This is a genomic window from Paenibacillus lautus NBRC 15380 (assembly GCF_004000945.1).
Classification (GTDB): Bacteria; Bacillota; Bacilli; order Paenibacillales; family Paenibacillaceae; genus Paenibacillus_AQ; species Paenibacillus_AQ lautus.
Window position 1 is genome coordinate 1 of record NZ_BIMF01000020.1, and the last position, 24029, is coordinate 24029.

At 49.9% G+C, this 24029-nt stretch carries 21 protein-coding genes; 18 read left to right on the forward strand and 3 right to left on the reverse strand.

What is annotated here, in order from left to right; all coding sequences use genetic code 11:
• Positions 1-379 precede the first annotated feature (379 nt).
• The 18 genes from PLA01S_RS25475 to PLA01S_RS25560 all read left to right on the forward strand — a co-directional run bounded on the left by PLA01S_RS25475 (position 380) and on the right by PLA01S_RS25560 (position 20958).
• Positions 380-1081, forward strand: coding sequence for a hypothetical protein (locus PLA01S_RS25475; protein ID WP_246059848.1), 702 nt, complete (start codon positions 380-382; stop codon positions 1079-1081).
• 73 nt (positions 1082-1154) lie between these two features.
• The gene (locus tag PLA01S_RS25480; RefSeq protein WP_127594585.1) at positions 1155-1556 is read left to right on the forward strand and encodes a GntR family transcriptional regulator; all 402 of its coding nucleotides are present in this window, start codon (positions 1155-1157) and stop codon (positions 1554-1556) included.
• A 6-nt stretch (positions 1557-1562) separates the two neighbouring features.
• Positions 1563-2465 (forward strand): ABC transporter ATP-binding protein, encoded by a 903-nt coding sequence (locus PLA01S_RS25485; RefSeq protein WP_127594586.1) that lies wholly within the window; start codon positions 1563-1565, stop codon positions 2463-2465.
• 22 nt (positions 2466-2487) lie between these two features.
• Complete coding sequence (locus PLA01S_RS25490) at positions 2488-3390, forward strand: ABC transporter ATP-binding protein (RefSeq protein WP_041621923.1); 903 nt, start codon at positions 2488-2490, stop codon at positions 3388-3390.
• Positions 3383-4687, forward strand: coding sequence for an ABC transporter permease (locus PLA01S_RS25495; protein ID WP_127594587.1), 1305 nt, complete (start codon positions 3383-3385; stop codon positions 4685-4687). Before PLA01S_RS25490 ends, PLA01S_RS25495 begins: the two co-directional genes overlap by 8 nt.
• A gap of 189 nt (positions 4688-4876) precedes the next feature.
• Complete coding sequence (locus PLA01S_RS25500; RefSeq protein ID WP_127594588.1) at positions 4877-6091, forward strand: TraB/GumN family protein; 1215 nt, start codon at positions 4877-4879, stop codon at positions 6089-6091.
• Between the two features lie 355 nt (positions 6092-6446).
• Positions 6447-7250, forward strand: coding sequence for a hypothetical protein (locus PLA01S_RS25505; RefSeq protein ID WP_127594589.1), 804 nt, complete (start codon positions 6447-6449; stop codon positions 7248-7250).
• A 454-nt stretch (positions 7251-7704) separates the two neighbouring features.
• Complete coding sequence (locus tag PLA01S_RS25510) at positions 7705-8562, forward strand: carbohydrate ABC transporter permease (protein ID WP_127594671.1); 858 nt, start codon at positions 7705-7707, stop codon at positions 8560-8562.
• A complete protein-coding gene (locus tag PLA01S_RS25515) occupies positions 8559-9443 on the forward strand; it encodes a carbohydrate ABC transporter permease (protein WP_127594590.1) in 885 nt (294 codons plus the stop codon). Before PLA01S_RS25510 ends, PLA01S_RS25515 begins: the two co-directional genes overlap by 4 nt.
• A gap of 53 nt (positions 9444-9496) precedes the next feature.
• The gene (locus tag PLA01S_RS25520; RefSeq protein WP_127594591.1) at positions 9497-10882 is read left to right on the forward strand and encodes an ABC transporter substrate-binding protein; all 1386 of its coding nucleotides are present in this window, start codon (positions 9497-9499) and stop codon (positions 10880-10882) included.
• Positions 10883-11014: 132 nt separating this feature from the next.
• Complete coding sequence (locus tag PLA01S_RS25525; protein WP_127594592.1) at positions 11015-12022, forward strand: LacI family DNA-binding transcriptional regulator; 1008 nt, start codon at positions 11015-11017, stop codon at positions 12020-12022.
• A gap of 328 nt (positions 12023-12350) precedes the next feature.
• Positions 12351-13715, forward strand: a complete 1365-nt coding sequence (locus PLA01S_RS25530; protein WP_127594593.1) for a cytochrome ubiquinol oxidase subunit I — start codon at positions 12351-12353, stop codon at positions 13713-13715.
• Positions 13712-14728 (forward strand): cytochrome d ubiquinol oxidase subunit II, encoded by a 1017-nt coding sequence (locus PLA01S_RS25535; protein ID WP_127594594.1) that lies wholly within the window; start codon positions 13712-13714, stop codon positions 14726-14728. Before PLA01S_RS25530 ends, PLA01S_RS25535 begins: the two co-directional genes overlap by 4 nt.
• Positions 14729-14797: 69 nt before the next feature.
• Positions 14798-16618 carry a thiol reductant ABC exporter subunit CydD gene (cydD, locus tag PLA01S_RS25540; protein ID WP_127594595.1) on the forward strand — a complete coding sequence of 607 codons (1821 nt, stop codon included), beginning with the start codon at positions 14798-14800 and terminating at the stop codon, positions 16616-16618.
• Positions 16615-18342, forward strand: a complete 1728-nt coding sequence (gene cydC, locus PLA01S_RS25545; protein WP_127594596.1) for a thiol reductant ABC exporter subunit CydC — start codon at positions 16615-16617, stop codon at positions 18340-18342. Before cydD ends, cydC begins: the two co-directional genes overlap by 4 nt.
• An 84-nt stretch (positions 18343-18426) precedes the next feature.
• Positions 18427-19305 (forward strand): AraC family transcriptional regulator, encoded by an 879-nt coding sequence (locus PLA01S_RS25550; protein WP_127594597.1) that lies wholly within the window; start codon positions 18427-18429, stop codon positions 19303-19305.
• Positions 19306-19386: 81 nt separating this feature from the next.
• Positions 19387-20130, forward strand: coding sequence for a phytanoyl-CoA dioxygenase family protein (locus tag PLA01S_RS25555; RefSeq protein WP_127594598.1), 744 nt, complete (start codon positions 19387-19389; stop codon positions 20128-20130).
• A gap of 27 nt (positions 20131-20157) precedes the next feature.
• Positions 20158-20958, forward strand: a complete 801-nt coding sequence (locus PLA01S_RS25560) for a sugar phosphate isomerase/epimerase family protein (protein WP_127594599.1) — start codon at positions 20158-20160, stop codon at positions 20956-20958.
• Between the two features lie 217 nt (positions 20959-21175).
• On the opposite strand, the gene PLA01S_RS25565 is transcribed toward PLA01S_RS25560, so the two are convergent.
• Genes PLA01S_RS25565 through PLA01S_RS25575 form a run of 3 tightly spaced genes read right to left on the reverse strand, consistent with a single transcriptional unit; the run spans position 21176 to position 23918 of the window.
• Positions 21176-21706, reverse strand: coding sequence for a chromate transporter (locus PLA01S_RS25565; protein ID WP_127594600.1), 531 nt, complete (start codon positions 21704-21706; stop codon positions 21176-21178).
• Between the two features lie 26 nt (positions 21707-21732).
• Positions 21733-22380 carry a chromate transporter gene (locus PLA01S_RS25570; RefSeq protein ID WP_127594601.1) on the reverse strand — a complete coding sequence of 216 codons (648 nt, stop codon included), beginning with the start codon at positions 22378-22380 and terminating at the stop codon, positions 21733-21735.
• Positions 22380-23918 carry a sulfatase family protein gene (locus PLA01S_RS25575; protein ID WP_127594602.1) on the reverse strand — a complete coding sequence of 513 codons (1539 nt, stop codon included), beginning with the start codon at positions 23916-23918 and terminating at the stop codon, positions 22380-22382. The genes PLA01S_RS25570 and PLA01S_RS25575 overlap by 1 nt, the downstream gene beginning before the upstream one ends.
• Positions 23919-24029: the final 111 nt, after the last annotated feature.

Here is a 24029-nt window from a genome sequence, read left to right on the forward strand (position 1 = left end):
TGTGAGGGCAGAGGTGGGGGAGTGTATCCGCTCCGGTCGCTGTTGAAACCAGGAAACTGTGATGAGATAAGAGAGTTGTTTCCCGGTTTCAAAGGCGAACGCCAGGTCTCCTCCACGGCTACACTCCCCTTGCACAGGGAAGCTCATGAATGAGCCGCAAGCAGGGAGGGTGGCACCCGACAGGAAGCCTCTGACGGGAATTTTTTTACAACTTCTATTGACACTGTTTATATACACACTATATACTGTGTATAAAGATATATACAGTGAGCACAGTAATCACACTAAGCACAGTAAAACTTAAACTGCGATGATAACGAAATGAATATATGAAGAAATGAAAGGGTGAGACGCATTGCAACAGGTTTTCCATAATGCGATGAAGATCGTGAAGAAAGACTTCGCTAGCGATAAGCTCCAAATCATATGGACGATACTGTTCATGCTGTACATGGGGTTTGCCACGAGCGTTGTCATAAACGTTCAGTTTGAGCATCTAGACGAATACAATAACCCATTTGTCGATTTTATCATGGTGCTGTTTGCTCCTTTTGTAGGATTTTTATTTAACAGAAAGTCCTTCAAATATTTGAACGAGGATTCATACACCCGAATGCTGTACTTTTACCGGAGCATACCGGTGCCGGCTTCCGCGATTTTTGTTAGTCGGATCATTAATACCCTGATCGCTTTCGCCATCAACAGCATCGTGTTTTATGGAATCATTTACGCTATAGGGAATCACCTGAGAGGCGTGATGGATATTCCAAACTATATCGCCTTTATGTTGACATGGGTTGGGGTTGGATTTTTATTAACGGGACCTTATATTTACTGGGAACATATGTGCAGCGGCAAAGTGTATCTTAGGAACACCGTTCTTCTGAATCTGCTCATTGCCGGAACGGTCGCTGTACTGAGTCTGCTGGGATACAGCATATTCCATTTCGTAGCGAACGCCGCCATGAAATGGGGCCTGTTATCTCCGGTGATGTGGGGTTCGTTGATTGCGGGATTGGCGTCTATGCTGCTTATGAGCAAATTAACCTACATTCGGCAGCAGTCCCGGGATTTATCATGAAGGATATGAAGATGAATCCGTATGGCATGCAATGGCACGGGTTTATGTACAAAGAAAAGCGAGGTGGTAAAAGGTGCGACTTCTGATACAGATCAATGAAAATAGCGCAGAGCCTTTATATCACCAGATTGAAACACAGCTGCGCTCGCTCATTATTAGCGGTCAGATCGAGGAGGGAACGTTATTGCCATCCATTAGGGAATTTGCCGGGAATCTGAAGTGTAGCGTTATTACGGTGCGCAGGGTGTATCAGGATCTTGAGAATGAAGGGTTGCTGCGAACAAGACAAGGTACGGGAACTTTTGTTGCTGGTGTCGGCGACCAGGCCCGTGAACAATATAAACGTGACGCGGTGATTGAGGCGTTAAGGATGGCAGTGGATAAAGGGCTTGCCGTTCAATTTAATGAAGATGAAATGAAAGAACTGTTCATGGAAGTTATTCGGGAAAAATATGACGCAAAAGGAGGTCGCTAACATTCCATGGAACCGCATGTTATTGAATTTCGTAATGTCATAAAACGACGGAAAACGAAAACCATCGGTCCGATCCAATTATCGATCCCTCAAGGGTATATCGTTGCCCTGGTGGGACCAAATGGCTCGGGAAAAAGCACCTTGCTGAACATGATGATGCAGACCGTGTTTCCGGACGAAGGGGAGATCACCTGGTTCGGTGAGTCTTACCGGGGAGAGCTTCCCGTCTCCATCCGTAAACAAATGGGATTCGTTCCCGAACAGCTGAGCGTAGAGGAACAGCATATGACGGTAGATGAGGCTGCCAGCTTTCGCGCATCCTGGTATGACACTTGGGACGGTTATTTTTTCGATGAGCTGCTATCCCGGTTCGATGTCCCGCGGGGCGTAAAACTTCGCAAGATGTCCAAAGGGGAACGACGCAAGTTCGAGATCGCCGCTGCACTTGCCCCTAGGCCCAAGTTTTTGCTGCTGGATGAACCTTCTTCCGGCCTCGATCCTTTCGCTTGGAAGCTGATGATCGATCAGCTGCAGAAAGTGATGAAGTCCATGGATACAACGATTGTGCTCTCCACCCATGTGGTGGATGAAATCCGGCGTCTGGCGGACTACGTCATTCTCATCCATCATGGGAAGCTGCTGGGCATGGTGGAGAAGGATTCGCTCCTGGATAACTGGAAGGAGTGCTGGGTCCAAGGGGATACCTCCATTGTCGAGGAGCTGCCGGGTATTCTGAGTTGCAAACAAGAGACAGCGACTACGATTTCTTTTATAACAACGGAATGCTTGGAAGTGGAGAAGATCCTGCAGTCTGCAGGCATACCGTTCATTCAGACCCGTTCCCTGGAGCTGGATGAAGTGCTTCGATTATGGATTGACGGAAACATTCCTGCCAACGTGCAGAACTAGGATAGAGAGGGGTTTTTACGATATGCAACGCTTGCAATTAGACAATGTAGTTAAGATTTATGCAGACAAAACGGCGGTAAACCGGATTTCGCTTCAGGTTGAGGAAGGTGAAATCTACGGACTGCTTGGTGCGAACGGCGCCGGCAAAACAACCACCATGCGGATGGTGCTTGGGTTGATCTACCCGGATGACGGAACGATCCTGTATAACGGCAAGCCGTATAACAAAGAACTGCGTCACATTATGGGTTATTTGCCGGAGGAGCGCGGGTTATACCCGAAAGTGAAAGTCAGCGAGCAGATTTCCTACTTGGCACAGCTGCGGGGCATGTCCGCGAAAGACGCGGATAAGAGTCTGAAATACTGGCTGGAACGGTTTGAAGTACCTGACTATTACGATAAGAAGATTGAAGAGCTCTCCAAGGGTAACCAGCAAAAAATGGGCTTTATCGCAGCGGTTGTCCATGACCCGCAAATTCTGATTCTGGACGAAGCCTTCAGCGGACTGGATCCAGTGAACGTCGAACTTCTGAAATCAACGGTAAAAGAACTTCGCGATAAGGGCACGAGCATTCTGTTCTCCACCCACCGGATGGAACATGTCGAGGAGTTGTGTAAGAACATTACCATACTGCATCGCTCCAACACGGTAGTGAAGGGGAATCTCAAGGATATCAAATCCAAGTATCCTCGTGAAGAAGTGGTGCTCGGTACGTCCGGTGAAGTCCGGGGCCTTGAAGCCCTGCCTGGCGTAACGGCTGTGGAGCGAACAGAGGACGGCTACTCCATCCGGATCAGCCAGGTTGATGCAGCGCAAAACATTTTGAATACAGCCATGTCGCAAAGCACGATCCATCGGTTTGAAGTGAAGGAGCCGACACTCAATCAAATCTTCATAAAGGCGGTAGGTGAATCCAATGAATAATATGTGGACCGTTATCCGATTTACATTCATGAATAAAGTAAGAACGAAGTCCTTTCTCGTTTCAACGTTGATTTTTGCACTCATTATTACGATCGGGATCAATCTTCCTTTTCTGATTCAAATGTTTACGGGAGATAAAGCAGGCTCTGAAGAAACCACACGCATCGGTCTGGTATACGGACAGGAGCAGACGCTCGCTGAACAACTGGAGACTACCTGGAGTAACCTGCCGACAACCTCCTATGAATTGGTAAAATACGAAACGGCTGATGAAGCCGCTCTGAATAAGGATATTAAAGGTGGCGTAATCGAAGGTTATCTGAAATTCGAAGCGCAAGAAGGCAATACGTTCCCGACCGTGGTCTACAGCTCTGAAGATGAGGCTATGAGCCCGGAACTGCAATCCAATCTGCAAGCAGCTCTGCAAGTGGCGAAGACGCGCAGCATTGTAGACGGACTTGATTTGTCCGAAACGCAGATCAATGAGCTGAATACGCCGGTTCAAATCGACACTCGGGGTATCGACCCTACAGAAACAGGTAACGCGGGCGGAGCTTCCGGAGAGAAGGAAGGGGCTTCCGAGGTAATTAACTACATCGTCGTGTATGCACTGATTATTCTATTCTTCTTCACTTTGATGGGAACAGGTAACATGATTGCTTCAGAAGTAACGACAGAGAAGAGCTCCCGCATTATGGAGATCTTGATTACAAGCGTATCTCCGCTGAGCCAAATGTTTGGTAAGGTTATCGGCATGTTCCTGCTGGGACTGTCACAGATCGCGGCATTTGGAGTTGTGGCCGCCGTGAACTTGATGCTGCCGCACAATATGGATACATTGAAGGACATGAATCTCGATCTGACAGCGATAGACCCGATGCTGCTGGTGTTCGGTTTGGTTTTCTACATCCTTGGCTATTTCTTGTATGCGATGCTCTACGCGGCCATTGGTTCGATTGTCAGCCGTACCGAGGATTTGGGGCAGGCGGTCATGCCGATCACGATGCTGTCGCTGGTGGCGTTCTATATCGCGATCTTTAGCTTAAGCGCTCCGAACTCGATGCTGATGAAGGTGTCTACTTACATCCCGTTCATCTCGCCGACCACGATCCTGGTACGGATCGGACTTGGTAACATTCCAGTATGGGAGATCCTGCTCTCGCTGGCGATCCTGGTCGTAGCCATTCTCGTCTTCGGCTGGCTGGCTGCGAAAATCTATCGCACCGGTGTCCTGATGTACGGCAAGCGCCCTACATTCAAGGAGCTTAGAAAAGCGATGAAGGCTTATAAGATGTAAGCATAGGCAGTACAAGAAGTTATGGTCTGCTGAAAGCAAGAAAGTAGAAGATAAGGGTTCGCCATAACGACAATATCGGTATGGCGAACCCTCATCAATCTTTGATCATAAATGAAGCACAATGGCGGTTATTCTTTGACACAAACTAAGTTTTTTCAAAACCACACGAGAATGAAGGAGATTACATAAATGAAAAGCTGGAAAAAAATGCTCTTGTCCCTCGCGATTTCGGTTGGTTTGCTCACTTCGGCAGTGCCTGCCATGGCAGCGCCACAGCAGCCGGCAGTAAAAGTCGATAACCAAGTTGTTCAATATTCGCTTGGCACACCGATGATAGATAAGGGCACAACGCTTGTTCCGCTCAGAACAACACTCCAGGCTCTGGACGTGCAACTGACGGGTGCAGCAGATGACACCATTACTGTGGTCGTGGATGGTAAAACCATTACCCTGAAAGGCAAACTGAAACGAATCAATGGCGTAACCTATGCGCCAATTCGGGTTGTTGGGGACGCTGCGGGTTATAAGGTTAGCTGGGATGCGAAGACTCGCGCCGTTCTGCTGGTTTCCAAAGACACGGAAACCGTGCAAGCGGGTGGCCGCGGCTTCATGTGGGAAGTGGAGAGCAACGGGAATACGGTGTACCTGGTAGGCTCCATGCACATCGCGGATGACAGCTTCTACCCGCTGCGTCCGGAGTTTGAAGAAGCGTTTGCTGAGGCGGACTATCTGGGTGTCGAGATTGATATCAGCAAAGCGGCTGATGAGGAGCAGCAGAAACTGATCATGGATCTGGGCATGTATCAGGATGGGACAACCTTGAAGGACCATGTATCCAGTGAGACCTATGCCAAGCTGGGCGAAATTCTGAAGCAAAGTGGCATGCAGCCGAATGCACTCGATGCATTCAAGCCTTGGGTTGCCGAAACCACAATTAGTAGTCTGAAATCCGTGAAAGCCGGGTACGACGCATCAGCTGGAATCGACCTGTATTTCATCCAGAAGGCCATTGAACGCAAAGTGCCGATTCTGGAACTGGAAACTTATGAATCCCAGCTGGGCATGTTTGATAACTTCTCCAAAGAGCTGCAGGAGAAAAACCTCAATACCGCCCTCGATAACTTTGACGTGCTGGATGAGAGCGTGAACCAGATGGCCGAAATGTGGAAAACGGGCAATGATGAGCAGCTGCTCGAGTTTACAAACAGCATATCGGGTGACGAGGAATATAACAAAGCGATGCTGATCGACCGCAACATCGGCATGGCAGACAAAATCGATGGATATTTGAAAAACGGCAAAAACGAAGAGTATTTCATTGTGGTAGGGTCAGCGCACTATCTGGGTGAGCACGGCATCGTGAAGCTGCTTAAGGATAAAGGCTATACTGTGGTTCGCAAATAAATAGCTGCAGGGTTGTAGTCTTCTAGAATCTGAGAAACGGAAACCTTCCAATGATCGTCATTCGATCACTGGAAGGTTTTTTAATTGTAAAAAAGGGGGCATGCCGAATCTGTATCTATGCCTATTTCGGAGAGCGCGCGGGCCATTGTTCAAAGGAATAGCATCGGAAGGTGGTGTGAGTAATGGTTATAAATGAGACAGAATAAAGACTAGTTTGATCAAATTCTTTGGTAAAGGTTAAGAGATGCTCATCCAACTATTCACAGAGTTGTTTAATCCTAAAAAAGGAAAATTATAATCTTAAGCAGAATTAATCAGTGATACATATTACTTTAAAAAGGACAGATAAATAAAAATGAAATCCATTCGAACGGGTAATTATGAGTTGCCTCAAACACTGGTCATGTTGCGTGAACTGGAAGAAGAAATTGAAGCAGAGACAGGAGAAGTATTTGCTGACTTAGTTGGATTAAGTTTTTCCTATTCTCCGGAAGAAAATGATTATTTTTCTTATGCTAGCGCACCTATTGATATGGTGTTAATGACGTTCACCCGTGTTGATAGCTACTGTGGATTCATTACGGAGTTTAGCACGATTGATGATCTTGAAAATGCACCCATTGTACTTTTTGAACCACTGCGTATTGGTGATTCAGAATATAGCGCAAAAATAATCGCTAATAACATAAGAGATTTTCTAAGATTGCTTATCACGGTTAAAAACATTTTCAGTCTCGACCAGGAAGATGATGAGAAGCATGAAGAGCAAACCGCGGAGGAAGGATATTTTTATAAAAGAATCGAAGAAAGATTCGATCTTCAACCATTCGAAAGCGTTCAACAGTATAAACAAAAGCTCATGCAGATTCGTTCACGTGACGTTGCAATCATCACTAAAAATGGAATTGGTGTTAAGGGGATTAGCAATGAAGATTCGCATGGAACTTTTGAACTGAATGAGGAGTGGGATAATCTATTAGTTGAGGTTAAACGTTTCTTTGAAAGTGCATCCTTGGAGAGTAAACTTGCCTGTATTCGTGATCTTCAGGAACAAGTCTCGCTTGAGCATGGGCTTGATTTACTAAACTTTCTAATTGATGAAATGACCAAACTGGGTTTCATGAATGAGGTCAGGAAATTGAGTACATACACTGTTTAAATTACTAAGAACAGCTTCCAATGTGAAGCTGTTCTTTTTATTTTGATTTGAGAAAGCTAGAGGAAAATGATTGATGCCCTCGATCAAAACCAGAGGGTCCTCCAAACCCACGTACAGACCGACCAACATAACAATTATAAATCAAATCTTCTCCAGGCCGGGGAACAGTAGCAAACTCACACTGCCCACCAAATGGTGTCGGCGGCTGCAATCAATGCAGCGCTTTCATTTCTTCAAAAAAAGAGTTGATAATTGGGAAATCATCCTCTATGATAATGTCATCAGACCGATATGGAAAATTAAAGCACTTTAACTTTAATGTATACATCATCCTATGAATGCCTTGAAACAGGGAAAACTTTATATTGAAAGTTAAAGCGTTATAATTTTCATAATAAAAAGAAAGGTTGGTGTTTACGTGACCCATCGCGAAAGCCGGCGGCAGACGTTATACATGTACCTCTTCATCGCTCCATGGCTTATCGGTTTCATGGTGTTTGCCTTGTATCCGATTCTGTCATCCCTTTATTACAGCTTCACGGACTATGACATTATCCACCCGCCGAAATATGTCGGCCTGGCGAATTACATCGAAATGTTTCACAATGATCTGTTTTGGAAATCCGTTGGGGTAACGGTGCGGTATACGTTTATAAGCGTACCGATCCAACTGCTGCTGGCACTCGGATTTGCGCTCTTGCTCAATACGAAAATACCGTTCCGCAGATTTTTTCGGACCGCCATGTACTTTCCGAGCATGGTATCCGGCGTGGCGATGTCACTGCTGTGGTACTGGATCTTTAATCCATCGATCGGCCTGTTCAACTACGTTCTGTCCTGGTTCGGCATCCGTGGCCCGTCTTGGCTCATGAGTCCGGATTATGCACTTTACGCTTTGATGATTATGTCCTTCTGGACAGTAGGCTCAGGCATGATTCTGTTCCTCGCGGGGCTCATGAGTGTACCTGCAAGTCTCGTGGAGGCTGCCAAGCTTGACGGTGCGGGACGCTTCCGGATTTTTCTGAATGTGACGCTTCCCATGATTTCACCAGTGCTATTGTTCCAGCTGATTATGGGGGTCATTGACTCCTTCCAGGTATTTACCCAAGCGTACGTTATGACCCAAGGCGGTCCCAACTACTCGACATGGTTCTATGTTTACAACCTGTATACCAGTGCCTTCAAAGAATACCGGGCCGGATACTCTTCCGCTCTCGCGTGGGTTCTGTTGATCGTTGTCATGCTGTTTACGGCACTAATTATGAAGTTCTCTAACCGTTATGTTCATTATGAAGGAGGCGGACGCAGATGAGTATCATTCCGGCAGCCAGTCCTTCGACTTCACCTTCTACGAATAAACGTCGGCGCAAAATCGATGCAATAAGCATTGCCAGCTTTATTGCCTTGGTGGTCACCACCTTTCTCATGCTCCTGCCTTTGTTTTTCATGGTCTCGACCTCGCTGAAATCGAAGAAGGAACTACTGAGGTTTCCTCCGACCTTTTTGCCGGAGTCCTGGCAGTGGAGCAACTACAAGGAAATTTTCGAAACGCTGAATTTTGGTCAAATGTACATGAACAGTCTCATTATCGGCACTTTGACCGTAGTCGGCACCCTGTTGTCGTCGGCGCTGGCAGGCTACGGCTTCGCCAGATACCGGGGCAAGGGCAGCAACCTGTGGTTCATGCTGATGCTCAGCACCATGATGCTTCCTTATCCGGCGATTATGATTCCGCAGTTCATTCTTTTTTCCAAGCTGAACTGGATCGATACGTTCTTGCCGCTGATCGTACCTGCATTTTTCGGCTCGGCATACAACATCTTTTTGCTGCGCCAGTTCTTTTCCACACTTCCGGATGAGCTGTTTGACGCCGGACGCATGGACGGTTGCGGCGAGCTGCGGATGTGGTGGCGGATTGCCTTGCCTCTGTCTGGTCCGGCACTTGCAACCGTTGCGATTTTTGCCTTTATTTACAGCTGGAACGACCTGCTAACACCCGTGCTCTATCTAAGCTCATCGGATAAATTTACGCTTCCAGTCGGTATGTCTTCCTTCACCTCGTCGCGGTTTCGCATTCCGCCGTGGCATCTGCTCATGGTTGCCTCCGTGCTCGCCATGCTGCCGATCGTCACCTTATTTGCGATAGCCCAGAAGCGATTCGTTGAAGGAATTGTACTTACAGGCATCAAGTAAAGACCCCGCCGCAGCGGCGGCAAAAAACTTGAGTATATGGGGGATTGTAGATCATGAAAAAAAGAAGGACCAAAAAGACCTATGCAATTCTGCTTGCATTCAGCATGCTCGTCGTATTGGCATTGTCCGGCTGCAGCGGCGGCAAATCAGCGGGAGAAGTGGCTCCCGCAGGCAAAGGCGACAGCGCCGGCTCTGCAGGCGAGCAAGTAACGATTACGCATTACACGATGGATTCGGAAGACCGCACATTTATTGAAAAGCTGGTTCCGGACTTTGAAGCCAAGCACCCTAACATCAAGGTCAGAATAGAAAAGGCTCCTTACGAGCAGTTCGACAGCAAGCTGCAAACGCTGATCGCCGGCGGTAAATCGCCTGACGTGACAAGCCACTATGGCTACGGCGGCTTTGCGGAATATTTCAATAAAGACATGCTGCTTGATATGAGCGACATCATAAAAGAAGACGGATTTAAAGCATCCGATTACAGCATCCCGGATGACCTCATGGAAATCTATACCGTCAAAGACCATGTATACGGCATTCCGGTCAATATGTATGTGACTCTCATGCTCTATAACAAAGACATGTTCGATGCTGCTAATGTTCCTTATCCTCCAAGCGATTACGAGGACAAGAGCTGGACATTTGACAAAATGGTCGAAGATGCAAAGAAAATGACTCATGTATCCGACGATATCGCTAAAACACAGTATGGCGTCGACTTCACATGGTCCGAACGCGATATGCGCCCGCTGTATTTCGGCGTTGAGCCATACTCCCAGGATACCTGGACTAACGGCGGCGTGCCTTCAGAGACTCATTTCGATTCTCCTGAAGTGATCGCAACCTATAACAAACTGTTTGACCTGATTTTGAAAGATAAGGTTTCCCCGACGACGGAATGGAGCAAGAGCGTAGCCGGGCAAAATGGCGATGCATTCGTAACCGGCAAGATTGGCATGACCGTCAGCGGTTCCTGGAGCCTGGCCGGCTCCAATGACTTCCCGTTCAAGGTCGGCGTGGCTGCAGTTCCTGCCGGCGGCAACGACAAGATCCGCAGCGTGCTGTTCGTCGATCCACTCTTTATTCTGAAAGATTCCAAGCATCCGAAGGAAGCTTTTGAATGGATCAAATATCTGGTCAGCGATGAAGTTCAGGAAAAATCCATTGACCTGAGCGGCGGCAACCCTCCTGTCAATACGAAGGCAGCCGAGGCTTACTACAAGCATTTTGAGGGCATCGATCCGGAAGATGTGAAAAAGGTTTACGAAGGCGCTGTCAAATACGGCTTTGAATCCTACAATCACCTGATCACCAACTATTCGCAGATTAACGACATGTTCATCAACGAAATGCAGCCGATCGATACCGGACATAAGACCGTTGAAGAAGTGATGCCGACGATCCAGAAAAAAGTCATGGAAATTATCAAACGTTAAAACAAACTATCGTAAAGTCCCGAAAGGGGCGGTGCTTTTGTTAAATTAGCTTCGCGGCCAGGCCTCCGTGCATGTATACTAGTGTTAAGTCAATGTAAACGTACGGAAAATCTGCCGCAAGGAGTATAAACAATGAAGGTTAGTATATTTGACGTAGCCAAAAAATCAGGACTGTCCGTCGTGACGGTTTCACGTGTCTTAAACGGTGCCGAATCGGTTCGAGAGAAAAACAGACTTAAGGTTCTGGAAGCCATCAAGGAGCTTGATTACCGTCCCAATGCGGCTGCCCGGAGTTTAGCCCGCGGTAAGACAGGGATCGTCGGGTTGATTGTGACCACCCTTCAGGACTCTTTCTTCGACGCTGTGGTGAAGGAGCTGAATGAGGTGCTGGCACTTCACGGTTATTTCCTCGCCATTTCGGTCTCTACGGGCATAGGCTCCGACGAAGCCCATTATCTGATTCAGGAAGACCGCGTGGACGGACTGATTCTGCTCTCACCGATGGAAGAAGACAACTATATCGTGGAATTGAAACGGCGGAATATCCCTTATGTCCTGATAGACAACCAGAAGCCGGATAATGACGCTTATTCCGTCACTATAGACAACTACAAAGGCGGTTATGCCGCAACGAAGCACCTGCTTGATCTCGGCCATACCTCCATTGCGCATATCAGCGGGCAGGATATGTTCCGCAGTACGAGAGAACGCCGCAGCGGCTTTCTGCAGGCGCTTGAGGAAAGAAGCCTGGCGCCGTTCGAAATGATTACGGGCGATTTCGAAATCGACTTTGGCTATGATGTCTGCCGTAAATGGCTGCGGGAAGGACGACTTCCTTCCGCCGTATTCGCAGGCGATGACAATATCGCGCTCGGAGTCATGAACGCTCTTCTGGAAGAGGGCATCCGGGTTCCCGAACAGGTAGCCATTGTCGGTTATGATGATCAGTATATCTCGTCCAAGCTGCGCCCCCATTTGACAACGGTTCGGCAGCCTACTGACCGGATTGGGCTTGCCGCAGCGGATATGCTGCTGAAGCGCATGGATGGTACGATGAAACGCGGGGGCAATGTTCGGATTGACCCTGAGCTTATCGTAAGAGAATCTACGGTCAGACCTGCAGAAAGTGCGTCCGAATAAATAGAAAAACATAGAGTCGGTTGTTTCATTCAAAGAAGAGTGCCTGGTCCCCGTATTTACGGGGACTTTTTCTTTTTTATCGAATGTACGAGTAGATGAGCATGCAGCTTCAAATACCATACATCGGTTAATAGTACAATGACTCGATGGAGTGATTTTCTTGTTTTTCACCGAGTTGTCGGAAAGATTCGATTGTTTGTTGAACGAGAGGCTTTCGTGATTCATTTGAGACATGGCTTCGTTATAATAACGTTTAATTATCGGGTATGTATGGTTAGGGTCAATCCCGATCAACGAATGAACAGAGTTTGAAAGGAGGCAGTATCTCGTGGTTATAGATACGGTGCTGTGGAGCAAATGGCTGACGGGGCTAACCTTGGCGTTTCATGTCATTTTTGCCACGGTTGGCGTGGGTGTTCCGTTAATGATTGCCATTGCCGAATTTGTCGGTATACGTAAGAAGGATCCCCATTATACGCTCATGGCCAAAAGATGGACGCGAGGGTTCGTTATTTCGGTGGCGGTTGGCGTGGTGACTGGAACGGCGATCTCCTTGCTGCTTGCGCTTGTTTGGCCGAATTTTATGCAAGTGGCGGGGAATGTCATTGCGCTCCCGTTATTTATGGAGGTTTTTGCATTCTTTTTTGAAGCCATTTTCCTGGGGATATATATGTACACGTGGGATCGGTTCCGCAACCCGTATATCCATTGGCTGCTGACGATTCCGATTGTCGCCGGGGCAGGCATGTCCGCTATTTTTATTACGACGGTGAACGGTTTCATGAATCAGCCTGGAGGCTTTGTCATGGAGGCAGGCCACTTTACGGGGGTTAACCCGCTGCAGGCGATGTTGAATACAGCGACGCCTTCAAAAGTATTCCATGTACTAACCTCGGCCTATTTGACGGGAGCTGCCCTGCTGGCAGGAATCGCAGCCTACGTGATTCTAAGAAAAGGGGCCTCGGCATATTACAAGAAAGCATTGAAGCTCATGATGGCGGTTGTTCTGGTGTTCAGCTTGCTGACAACCTTAGCCGGGGATATGTCGGCCAAGTTTTTGGCGGAGCATCAACCGGAGAAACTGGCGGCCGCAGAATGGCATTTTGAAACGGAAAGCGGTGCGGATTTGATATTATTGGGCTGGCTTAATGCAGAACGGGAGGTCATGGGAGCCATCCACATTCCGAAAGCGCTCAGCTTCCTGGCCTTCGGAGACTTTGATGCCGAGGTAAAGGGGCTGGAGGAGTTTCCGCTTGATGAAAGGCCGCCGCTGCTTGTCCACTATTTGTTTGATTTGATGGCCGGGATCGGTTTTGTTGTGTTGGCCGTTGCGGTCCTGTATTTCCTGTTTTTGTTCTGGAAGAGACGCAATGAGCTCAACAAGTGGCTGCTTCGGGCCATTGTTTTTAGTGCGCCCCTTGCATTTTTGGGCGTTGAAATGGGCTGGTTCTATGCGGAGCTCGGGCGGCAGCCATGGATTATCCGCGGATATATGCGCGTAGAGGAGGCGGCTACGACTTCACCGAATGTAAGGATTCTCTTTTTCCTCTTCCTGCTATTGTATATTGTACTGGGGACCATGTGTGTCTTTGTACTGAGACGCTTGTTCCGTAATAAACCGGCAGAAGCCGAGCTGGACGAGTTCGTGAAAGAGAAACGCGATCAATCCACGGGAAAGGGTGAGCCGGTATGATCCATTACGAGTTGATAGGCATCTCCGTTCTTTGGCTGTTTTTATACGGCTATCTAATAATTGCCTCCATTGATTACGGTGCTGGTTTTTTTGCCTTCTATGCCCGTCTGACGAAGCAGGACCACCTGATCAATCGATTGATATCCCGCTATTTATCGCCGGTCTGGGAGATTACCAATGTGTTTTTTGTCTTTTTCTTTATCGGCATCGTCGGTTTTTTTCCGGACACGGCCTATTATTATGGCTCTGCGCTGCTTATACCGGGAAGCATCGCCATAATTCTGCTGGCGATCCGCGGCTCCTTTTACGCGTTTGAAAATTACGGCTCCAAAGAAAATATCGTGTATCTGTTTTTATATGGGGCCACAGGTTTGCTGATACCGGCTTCCTTGTCGGTAGCATTAACGCTTTCCGAAGGCGGTTTTATTGTGGAAAGGGGCGGAGCTGTTTCTCTGGAATATTGGACGCTGATGACGAGTCCGTTGTCGTGGAGCATCGTCGCGTTGGCCATCGTATCGGTACTGTTTATAAGCGGGTCGTTCCTGGCCTTCTACGCCTTCCGGGCGGACGATCAGCCGGCGCTAAAGCTGGTGCGGACATATGCCCTGTTTTGGAGTACGCCAACCATCATTGCCGCGCTCACGGCATTTATTTTCCTCAGTCAACATAATGAGCGGCATTTTCAAAACATGATGGATTTATGGTGGCTGCTGGCGCTTTCCGTCGGTTTTTTCATGATAGCCGTATGGCTGCTGTACAAAGGCCGCCGCTACGGACTGGCTTTTATTTGTGTCATGCTGCAATTTTTCTGTGCGTTTTTTGCATACGGTATCGGGCAATATCCTTATATTCTGGATCCGTACATTACGATTCAAAGCGGAGCCACGCATGAGTCGATGGGCGCTGCGCTTGTGGCAGCCTTTATCGGCGGTCTCTGCCTGCTGATTCCGTCCCTTATACTGGTCTTCAGGTTATTCCTGTTTGATGCGGATTATGTAAAAGGCAAAAAATAATAATCGTGTGTGGGTATCACTTCATTTGGGAGCACCTTGCAGCGGTTTGGTATAAAGGAGGGGAGTTAGTTGAAGGGGAAAACCACTTTGCTGTCTGAGCAAATGTCCGCACAAAGAAAACGGTTGATTCTCTTGGGGTTCATGTCGCTTGGGCTCGGTGCAGCCATGGCAGGCCAGGCCGTGCTGCTCGCCGAAGCGGTCCAGAGGATTTTTGTGCAGCGGGCTTCCTTTTCGTCGGTTGGTGTCATACTTGGCGCTTTGCTGGCTGTGATGGCTGCGCGGACGCTGCTGTCTTATGGAAACGGGATCATCGGCTTGCACATGGCTGCCAGTGCCAAGACGGAGATGCGAGCAGCGGTGCTGCGTAAGCTGGCCCATGCTTCCGTAGCTTCCACACTTCGTGGACAAACGGGCGGAAAGGTCAGTGTGGCGCTGGATGCCGTGGACGAGGCCGACAGTTATTTCAGCCAGTATATGCCGCGTATGATAGAAGCTGCCATCATTCCTGTCCTGATTCTGGTCATTGTTTTTACGGAGCATATAAATTCTGGCTTGATTATGCTGTTTACCGCCCCCTTTATCCCGATTTTTATGGTGCTTGTGGGGCTGAAAACGAAGAACAAATCGGAGGAGAAATTCGCACAGCTGGCCGAGTTTTCCGGTACGTTTCTCGACTCTCTTCAAGGGCTGGTTTCGCTCAAGCTGTTTGGTCGGACGGATCATCAGCAGCAGGAAATTGAACGCAGCAGCCTTGGCTATCGGGATGCAACGATGGGCATTTTGCGGATTGCGTTTACCAACACCTTCATGCTGGAATCCATCGTCATGCTTAGCATTGGCGTTGTTGCGCTTGAGCTTGCGCTGCAGCTGCTGGTTTTCAAAACGCTTTCCTTCCATACCGCCTTTTTGATCCTGCTGCTGGTGCCCGAGTTTTACAGCCTGCTAAAAAACACGGGAACTGCTTTTCACAGCGGTCGTACCAGCATGGGGGCCATCCGTAAAGTAGAGGAGATGCTCACGGAAACAAGGGAAGCAGGAGCAGTGACAGATGGACAAGAGAGCGCCGGGAAAAAAGACAGAACAAACGGGGACGATCCGATGGATGCGGCGGATAAACCTGGGGCATCCGATCAGGGTTTGATTCGGATCCCGCCAACCATCGAACTGAGGGATGTCCGGTTTCGGTATGCGCCGGATTCCTTCGAGCTTGCAGCCGGCTCCATGTCGTTTGGACCAGGGGAGCAAATCGCCATCGTCGGTAAAAGCGGATCGGGCAAAACCACCTTGCTGCATCTTATTGCCGGGCTGCTTGCGCCAACGTCGGGAGAAGTGCTGGTGAACGGACGTCCGCTTGCGCAATACGATGAGGCTTCATGGTTTGATCATGTTAGCTACATTACCCAGCATCCGTATATTTTTGCCGGCACGTTTGCCGACAATATTGCGATTGGCGCGGGCAGGGACGTCTCCAGGGACGAAGTGCTGCAGGCGGCGGAGGCCGCCGGACTTGCTGCGGTTGCAGCCGAGTTGGAGCAGGGCTATGACACCTTTGTCGGCGAAGGGGGCCGGGGATTGTCAGGCGGCGAGAAGCAAAGGCTGGCGCTGGCGCGTGCTTTTTTGAAGCAGCCTGCCGTTATTTTGTTTGATGAGCCCACCGTCGGATTGGACCTGCACACCGAACGCGTCCTACAGCGGTCCATTGCCGAGCTTGCAAGCAAAGCGACCATGATTACCGTGGCGCACCGCTTGTACACGATACGGCATGCCGACCGGATATTGTTTATGGACAACGGAGCGCTGCTGGACAGCGGGCGACATGATGAGCTTCTAGCGCGTCTGCCCCAATATGCTGACATGGTGGATGCCCAGCGGAAAGGGGGACTCGCATGAATGAGCTGGCTATTTTAAGCAAGGCGATGATTCAGGAACGGAAGGATATTGCCATCGCCATTATCGGAGGATTCGTTGCGGGCATCGCAGGTGTATGCCTCTTCGCCACAAGCGGGTATGTGATCTCCCAGACGGTATTTGCCCCGCCGCTCTATACCTTGATTGTGCTGACGTCCCTGGTAAAAATACTGGGTTTGCTGCGGGCGGCAAGCCGCTACGCGGAACGCTTGTATTCCCATCGGGCGACATTCTCTCTGCTCAGCCGTTTGCGTACATCCTTTTTTGCCAAGCTGGTTCCTTTGACGCCAGGGATATTGGGTAAAAAACGGAGCGGAGAGCTGCTCGCACGGATCGTCGGGGATGTAGAGAGTTTACAGCATTACTTTCTGCGCGTCGCCTATCCGCCTATCATGGTTGTCATGGTGTTTCTGGCTACGGTTTTGTTTACTTCCGCCTTTTCATTCTGGATTGCCTGTTTGTTTGTGCTGGGGATGCTGGCAACGGCTTTTGTGGTTCCGGGACTTGTTCTCCTTGGGCAGAGAAGGATATATGGCCGCGTTCGCCAAGAACGAGCGGCGCTATCCACCGAAGTGACCGAAATGCTTTACGGTTTCCGCGATTTGAAAGTATACGGGCAAATGAAAAAGCGCGAGCAGCAGCTGCAGCGCACCTCTGCTGCATTGGCAGCGGAACAGCAAGCGGCAGCCCGGCATTTGCTGCGCGGACAATCGCTGCATGTTTTTGTATCGTATCTGATTTCATGGGGCGTACTGATTCTTGGCGCCTATTTGATTATGGACGGCTCGCTGGCCGGCATATTTCTCGCCATGCTGGTCATGGCTTCGCTTACGGTGTTTGAAGAAGCTGCGCCAATGGCCACACTGCCTGCTTATAAGCTGGATAGCGAACATGCGGCAGCTCGGCTTGCGGAAACGGTTCATGCCGCAGATAAGCAGCCGCCGCAGCCAAGCGGTGTCCTCTCTATCGAGAAGGCCGTTTCCATTGAGCTGAGCGGTGTTTCATTTCAATATGAAGATGAATGGCGCCCAGTGCTGAAAGACATTTCCCTCTATCTACCGCCGGGATCTAAAACCGCCATTGTCGGGCCGAGCGGATCAGGGAAAACCACCCTCATCGAATTGCTGCTCAAGCTGCGTTTACCGACCGACGGCCAGATTCGTTTGAATGATACTTCGGTTAAGGAACTGGATGAAACGAGCATTTGGCAAGCCTCAAAGGTTGTGCTGCAGCACAGTCATTTCTTTCGGGGCACCATTCGGGACAACCTGCTGCTGAATGAGGAACATCATTCCGATCAAGCGTTGTCGGTTATACTGGATAAAGTGCAGCTGCCGAACAAGTCCCTGGACGATAGGGTGTATGAAAAAGGGGAGAACTTGTCGGAGGGAGAGAAGCAGCGCTTAGCCTTGGCCCGGGCGATGCTCCGAGAGGGACGCCTATGGCTTCTGGACGAACCGGCGTCTTCACTGGATTACGTTACGGAGCAGCGTGTTTTTCGGCAACTGCTGGCGCAAGCGGTTAACGATACGCTTGTTCTGATTTGCCATCGGCTGACCGGCTTGGAGGAGATGGACCGGATTCTGGTCATGGACCAAGGCAGGGTCATTGAAGCGGGCACGTATGCAGAGCTGATGGAACAAAAGGGATATTTTTACGAAATGAAACAAATTGAGCTGCAAATGATCGGCGAAGACGGATCATAGGAATAGCGAGCGAGTGTATGCAAGCGAATGATATGACAACATGGTGCACGTCTTTAATCATTGCGATGAAAAGGAGTGTCTTTAGTGCAAACCAAGCAGCCTCCCAGGCTAACCAATGAAGATTACCAATTGCAGCCCCACGCGCCTGTTCAGGTGTTTCATGGCATCCATCCGGGGACGATTCCGCTGCATTGGCATGAATTTTACGAGCTGAGTTATGTGGTTTCTGGAAAAGGTGAGCACAGGCTCAACGGTTCCTCGTATCCGCTGTCATCCGGAACCATCTTCTTGCTGACGCCAGCCGATTTTCATGAGCTGGTTTCGTTGAAAGAGGAACCTCTTGAAATTTATAATGTCATTTTCACCGAGGCTATGATGGATGATCACATCTACCATTGGTTATTCGGTGGGAAGCTTCTGCTGCAAGCACAGCTTGAGGAGAAGCAGCTCCCGGGGGTATTCGCCGACTATGAACGGATGAGGGAGGAAAACGGAGCCTGGCGGGAAGGCAGCGAGATCGCGATCCGGGCTACGCTTCAGCGGCTGTTGGTGGATCTGTATCGGGGCAGCGCCGCAAATCGCCTCCTGCCCACGAACGGGACGAAAGATCGGCAGCTCAACTTAAACCTGCAAAAGGCTCTAATCTACATTCATCATCATTTCCGTGAGGATTTGAGATTGGAGGATGCAGCGGGCCAGGCCCAATACTCGGCTACTTATTTCAGCGAGTGCTTTTCGAAATCCGTGGGGCAGTCTTTTCAACGTTATCTGCAAAATGTCAGAATGCAATTCGCTGAATCGCTGCTGCAGGCATCCTCGCTGCCCGTTACCGAAATTTGTTACGCTTCCGGCTTTAATACATTGGGGCATTTTGAAAGGGTGTTTCGTCAGCGAAAAGGAATATCTCCCCGCCAGTACCGCAACAAGGCTGAGATAACCGAAGATATGCAGCATTTATCCTAACGAATGCGCAGTATGGCTCTGATCGTCCGGGATATAATGACCACAGTTAACGAAATCCTTACTTGACTGGAGGTTATGAGGATGACAACGCAAGCCCTTTCGAAACAGGAAGTTGAGTTTTATAAGGAACATGGGTACTACTTGTACAAGAAACCGCTGTTTAGTGCCGAAAAAATGCAGGTTCTGACATCCATCTTTGAAGAGCAGCTGGAGGAGAAGGGCAGCAAATTATCCGACGAGCTGGATACGCCGCATTTCCGTGACGAAAGGCTGCTGGACTTTCTGTTATCCGATGAGGTGCTTGATCTGGTTGAACCGATCATCGGCCCGAATATCGGGTTGTGGTCCAGCCATTTTATCTGTAAAGATCCGCATGTCGGACGTGCTACGCCATGGCATGAGGATTCGGCCTACTGGAATGGCAGATTAAGCAGCTTCGACAAGATTATCACCGTATGGCTGGCGATCGACCGCAGCTGGAAGGAAAACGGATGCATGCGAGTTATTCCGGGCACGCACCGTAACGGTTTCTCCGATTATGAGGAAGTGGACCGGGCGAGCAATTTGTTCGACACCCAAATCAAGAGCGGTTCCGTCGATGAGTCTCAAGCGGTTTACTTCGAGTTGGAAGCGGGAGAATGCTCGCTTCACGATTCGCGCATCATTCACGGCGCGGCGCCGAATACTAGCCCGTACCGTCGCTGCGGCTACACCATGCGGTATTTCTCGACGGAAGCGCTTGTCTATCCGGATAAGAACCCCGGCTTTAAGGTGTGGCTGGCCCGCGGGAAGAATATAGCCGGAACGAAATTCGTCAACGAATAACCTGAAGGGGAAGGGAGAATTCGCGAATTGAATATTCAGCTGTATAAAGCCCTATGGGGCATGGAAGGAAGCTACAGGGACCAATTGACGCGAGCTGCACAAGCCGGTTACGCGGGGATTGAAGCCCCGCTGCCTCCTCGGGATCTGGAACACGAATTCAAAAACCTGCTTGCCGAGCTGCAGCTTCATTACATTGCACAGGTGGTCACCTCCGTTCCCCATCAAGAAACCTTCGCTGAGCAGGTTCGCCGGGCTGCCGATTTCGATCCGAAGCTGATTGTATCCCATAGTGCCCGCGACGGTATGAAGCTTGTGGACCAATTTCGTTTTTTCGAATCCGCACTGAAGATGGAACAAGAGGTCGGCATCACCATCGGCCATGAAACCCACCGATCGCGGGCGATGTTCACGCCATGGACGACGCGAACCCTGCTTGAGGAGTTCCCTGAGCTGAGCATTACAGCCGATTTCAGCCACTGGTGCTGCGTAACCGAGTCCTTGCTGGAGGATTATGTGGAAGATATGGAGGTCGCTATTCGCCGGACCGTCCATATTCACGCGCGCGTAGGCTATGCCCAGGGCCCGCAGGTTCCCCATCCCGGGGCGCCTGAATATAGCCGGGAGCTTGCGGCCTTTGAAGCATGGTGGACACGAATTGTCCAATACCGGAGAGAGCAAGGGTTCAGTTATACCAGCATAACGCCTGAATTCGGGCCTGCCAATTCCGGTTACATGCATGCGCTGCCCTTCACAGGAGCTCCTGTTACGGATCTATGGGACGTAAACGAGTGGATGGCCAAACGAATTTCTGAACGGATGACACCATAAAAAGGAAACGAAAACAAGCCGGACCATGAAGGTTCCGGCTTGTTATTCGTGCGTTTGGAAAGCCATCCTTGTCCAATCATTCACGCACGGCCGACAGCCATCCAAGCATGCCCCGGACCACGCACTGTGCGCACAGGGAGCAGGGTGCACGATGTACAAGAAGGAGGACCGTTTGGGTATGTGTTGAGCCGTCTGTTCCCCGCCTCCCTATTACAAATTAGAATAAAACAATGCCGGCAGCGCCGGCCACTAGGAGAATCAACAACGGGTGAAGTTTGTACTTCAGCAAGAGAAATAAACAGGCTCCGCAAATCAGCAGCGTAGGAATGAGGCTCTGGATGAGCCCTTCGCCCTCATCGGGATACCCAAAATGAATAGCTGCATATACAATGAGTCCTGTCGTTACGGGACGCAGGCCGTATAAAGAAGATTTTACCCATGGATTGCTCCGCATGCGATAGAAGAGAGCGGAGAGCAGCACGATGACAACCAGCGACGGCAGGATGATGCCCGCGGTGGAGACGGCGGCTCCGATATAGCCGGCGGACTGATAGCCAATCAGCGTAGCGGCATTGGTGGCGATCGAACCGGGCGCCATACCGGCCAGCGCCACGGTCTGCTGGAATTCCGCCGTAGTCAGCAGCCCTTTTTCCGTTACCTCCTTCTGAATGACCGGGATCACCGCATAACCGCCGCCAAAGGACACGAGGCCTACACTTATGAACATCATGAACAAGTCCCAATACATGTTTCAATCGCCCCGATTCGTTTCGCTCAAATGTAATATTCCAGTTCCGGGCAGCTGTTGGTCGCAGCTTTCTTCTCCGTATTCGCTTGAAGGCCCAGCCGTTTTTTTATCTGAATGGCGGCCATTCCGCACAGTAGGCTTAGCGCAATAAGATAGAGGGGGTGCACGCCTGTAAACAGCATCACGGATACGGTGGCAAGGGTGGATATCGTTGTCGTCGCATCGAAGACGGCATATTTGGCCATCCGGTAAGCAGCGACGGTGATCAACGCAATAACGGCGCCATGCATTCCCTTTAAAGCAGCTTCAACCTTAGGTTGATCCCGAAAAAAAACGGCACCTACGCTGATCAGGATCACGATCAAAAACGTGGGGCATGTCACGCCAAGCACGGCCGAAACAGCCCCGGCAATACCGGCTTGCCGGTGGCCGATCATCGCGGCAGCATTCACGCCGACTCCGCCGGGAGCGGAACCGGCAAGCGAGATCAGCTCACCGATTTCCTCCTTGTTTACCCACTTTTTCTTGCTCACCACTTCGCGCTCAATTATGGGCAGCATCGCATATCCGCCTCCGAAGGTGGAAGGCCCGATGCGAAAGAAGGTCCAAAATAGCCGGGCCAGCAGCGTTAACCGTTCTTTCAGCCTGCTAAAGTACACGTTTATCCTTTCCATTAGGCGTGATGAATTCTCGGCATCGGCATCGGCTCCTTGCCAAGCTCGGCCCAGATATACTTGAGCAGAAGCTCTGCCTTCAGCTGCTTGTACCCCGGGTCGTCCCATAAATTGCGCAGTTCGCCGGGATCCGCTTCCAGGTCAAAGAGCTCGCCGTAGGTTTGATTGTAATAAACGGTGATTTTATAGCGCTGCTCGATGTACGTTTTTTGATGAATCGTCGTAGGCTCATGACGGAATTCGCAGAGCGCGTGCTGCCGCGCGGCGTCCGCGTTACCGAGCCACACATCCTTTTGGTCGATGCCCGTCATCGCTGGCGGTATCGGTATATTGCAGAAGGATAGGAAGGTAGGGGCCAAATCGACCAGGGACTGCATCGCATTTGTCCTTTTTCCGGCAGGCACCCGTCCTGGATATCGTGCAATGAATGGTAGCTTGATTAAATCCTCGTAATGGAACCCGCCCTTGGCTTGAAGGCCGTGCTGGCCGAAGAAATGTCCATGATCGGTGGTGAAGACAACGATCGTATCCTCCGACAGTCCCAGTTCATCCAGTTTATCGAGAATGTTTCCGATATATTTATCCATCATGCTGATCATGCCGTAATACACGGCGACCAGCTTCTTCTTGTCGTACGCCGTTAACCTGGATTTCGAGCCGTATTCGTAATAATGATGAGAACGGTAGCCGTGGATGCCGAACCCGGTTTCAGCGAGATGGGAAAAATCGGGGTCTTCTTCCTGCGTCAGGCTAAAATGCGGCGGATTGCGGTCATGCTCACCGGGCGTCAGGGATGGGATCGTGAGTTTTTCCGGATCATACATCGAATCCCATGGTTCCGGCACCAGGTATTCCGGATGCGGGTCGAAGAAGCTAGCCCACATAAAGAAAGGATCATCCGCCTTCTGATATTGGTCCAAAAGCGCATTGGTTCGCTCGGCGATCCAGGTGTTGTAGTGGTATTTTTCCGGGATGGGCCAGGTGTATGTTTGGGAAGGATCCATGGTTCCCGTAGGCGGCAGGAAGTAATCCCGCCAATGGGCACATCCTTGCTCCTCCAGCCATAGGGCATAATGTTGTCCGACATGGGCCTCATTCGTATGGTTGCGGGCCAGCTCGACGTGATCAAAGCCGTAAAAAGGACCGTGAAAATTCCGCCAATACTCCAAATCCTGAAGAATCGGGTAGGCCTCCACGGATGGGTAATCTTCCGTTGATTTCAACGGCTGAAAATGCGCCTTTCCCACCAGTGCGGTCCGGTAGCCTGCGTCTTGGAAGCTCTCTCCCACGGTATGGCGGTCTTCCAGCAGCTTTGTCCCCAAGGTCCAGGCTCCATGCTGACTCGGGTACTGCCCCGTAATGATGGAAGCCCGGCTCGGCGTGCAGGTCGGATTGGGGCAATATGCCCGATCGAACGTCGTTCCTTGACGTGCGAGGCGGTCCAGGTTCGGCGTAGAGATTTCAGGCTGAAACGCGCCGATTGTATTCCAATGCTGCTGATCGCTTGTGATTAGCAAAATGTTAGGTCGTCTCGACAAGTGTAATCCCCTCCTAGTATGATGATATTGAAAATAACGGGTTATAAAAATAGCGGGGTGTTATATTTTTATTGTCATTTTGTTATTCTTGATAGAAAAATGAAGGAAGAG

What these genes read in the sequence shown, in the direction of transcription:
- PLA01S_RS25475 (WP_246059848.1), top strand. Translation starts at nt 380, where the DNA reads ATGAAGATCGTGAAGAAAGACTTCGCTAGCGATAAGCTCCAAATCATA.
- PLA01S_RS25485 (WP_127594586.1), top strand. Translation starts at nt 1,563, where the DNA reads ATGGAACCGCATGTTATTGAATTTCGTAATGTCATAAAACGACGGAAA.
- PLA01S_RS25490 (WP_041621923.1), top strand. Translation starts at nt 2,488, where the DNA reads ATGCAACGCTTGCAATTAGACAATGTAGTTAAGATTTATGCAGACAAA.
- PLA01S_RS25495 (WP_127594587.1), top strand. Translation starts at nt 3,383, where the DNA reads ATGAATAATATGTGGACCGTTATCCGATTTACATTCATGAATAAAGTA.
- PLA01S_RS25500 (WP_127594588.1), top strand. Translation starts at nt 4,877, where the DNA reads ATGAAAAGCTGGAAAAAAATGCTCTTGTCCCTCGCGATTTCGGTTGGT.
- PLA01S_RS25505 (WP_127594589.1), top strand. Translation starts at nt 6,447, where the DNA reads ATGAAATCCATTCGAACGGGTAATTATGAGTTGCCTCAAACACTGGTC.
- PLA01S_RS25510 (WP_127594671.1), top strand. Translation starts at nt 7,705, where the DNA reads ATGTACCTCTTCATCGCTCCATGGCTTATCGGTTTCATGGTGTTTGCC.
- PLA01S_RS25515 (WP_127594590.1), top strand. Translation starts at nt 8,559, where the DNA reads ATGAGTATCATTCCGGCAGCCAGTCCTTCGACTTCACCTTCTACGAAT.
- PLA01S_RS25520 (WP_127594591.1), top strand. Translation starts at nt 9,497, where the DNA reads ATGAAAAAAAGAAGGACCAAAAAGACCTATGCAATTCTGCTTGCATTC.
- PLA01S_RS25525 (WP_127594592.1), top strand. Translation starts at nt 11,015, where the DNA reads ATGAAGGTTAGTATATTTGACGTAGCCAAAAAATCAGGACTGTCCGTC.
- PLA01S_RS25535 (WP_127594594.1), top strand. Translation starts at nt 13,712, where the DNA reads ATGATCCATTACGAGTTGATAGGCATCTCCGTTCTTTGGCTGTTTTTA.
- cydC (WP_127594596.1), top strand. Translation starts at nt 16,615, where the DNA reads ATGAATGAGCTGGCTATTTTAAGCAAGGCGATGATTCAGGAACGGAAG.
- PLA01S_RS25555 (WP_127594598.1), top strand. Translation starts at nt 19,387, where the DNA reads ATGACAACGCAAGCCCTTTCGAAACAGGAAGTTGAGTTTTATAAGGAA.
- PLA01S_RS25565 (WP_127594600.1), bottom strand. Translation starts at nt 21,706, where the DNA reads ATGTATTGGGACTTGTTCATGATGTTCATAAGTGTAGGCCTCGTGTCC.
- PLA01S_RS25570 (WP_127594601.1), bottom strand. Translation starts at nt 22,380, where the DNA reads ATGGAAAGGATAAACGTGTACTTTAGCAGGCTGAAAGAACGGTTAACG.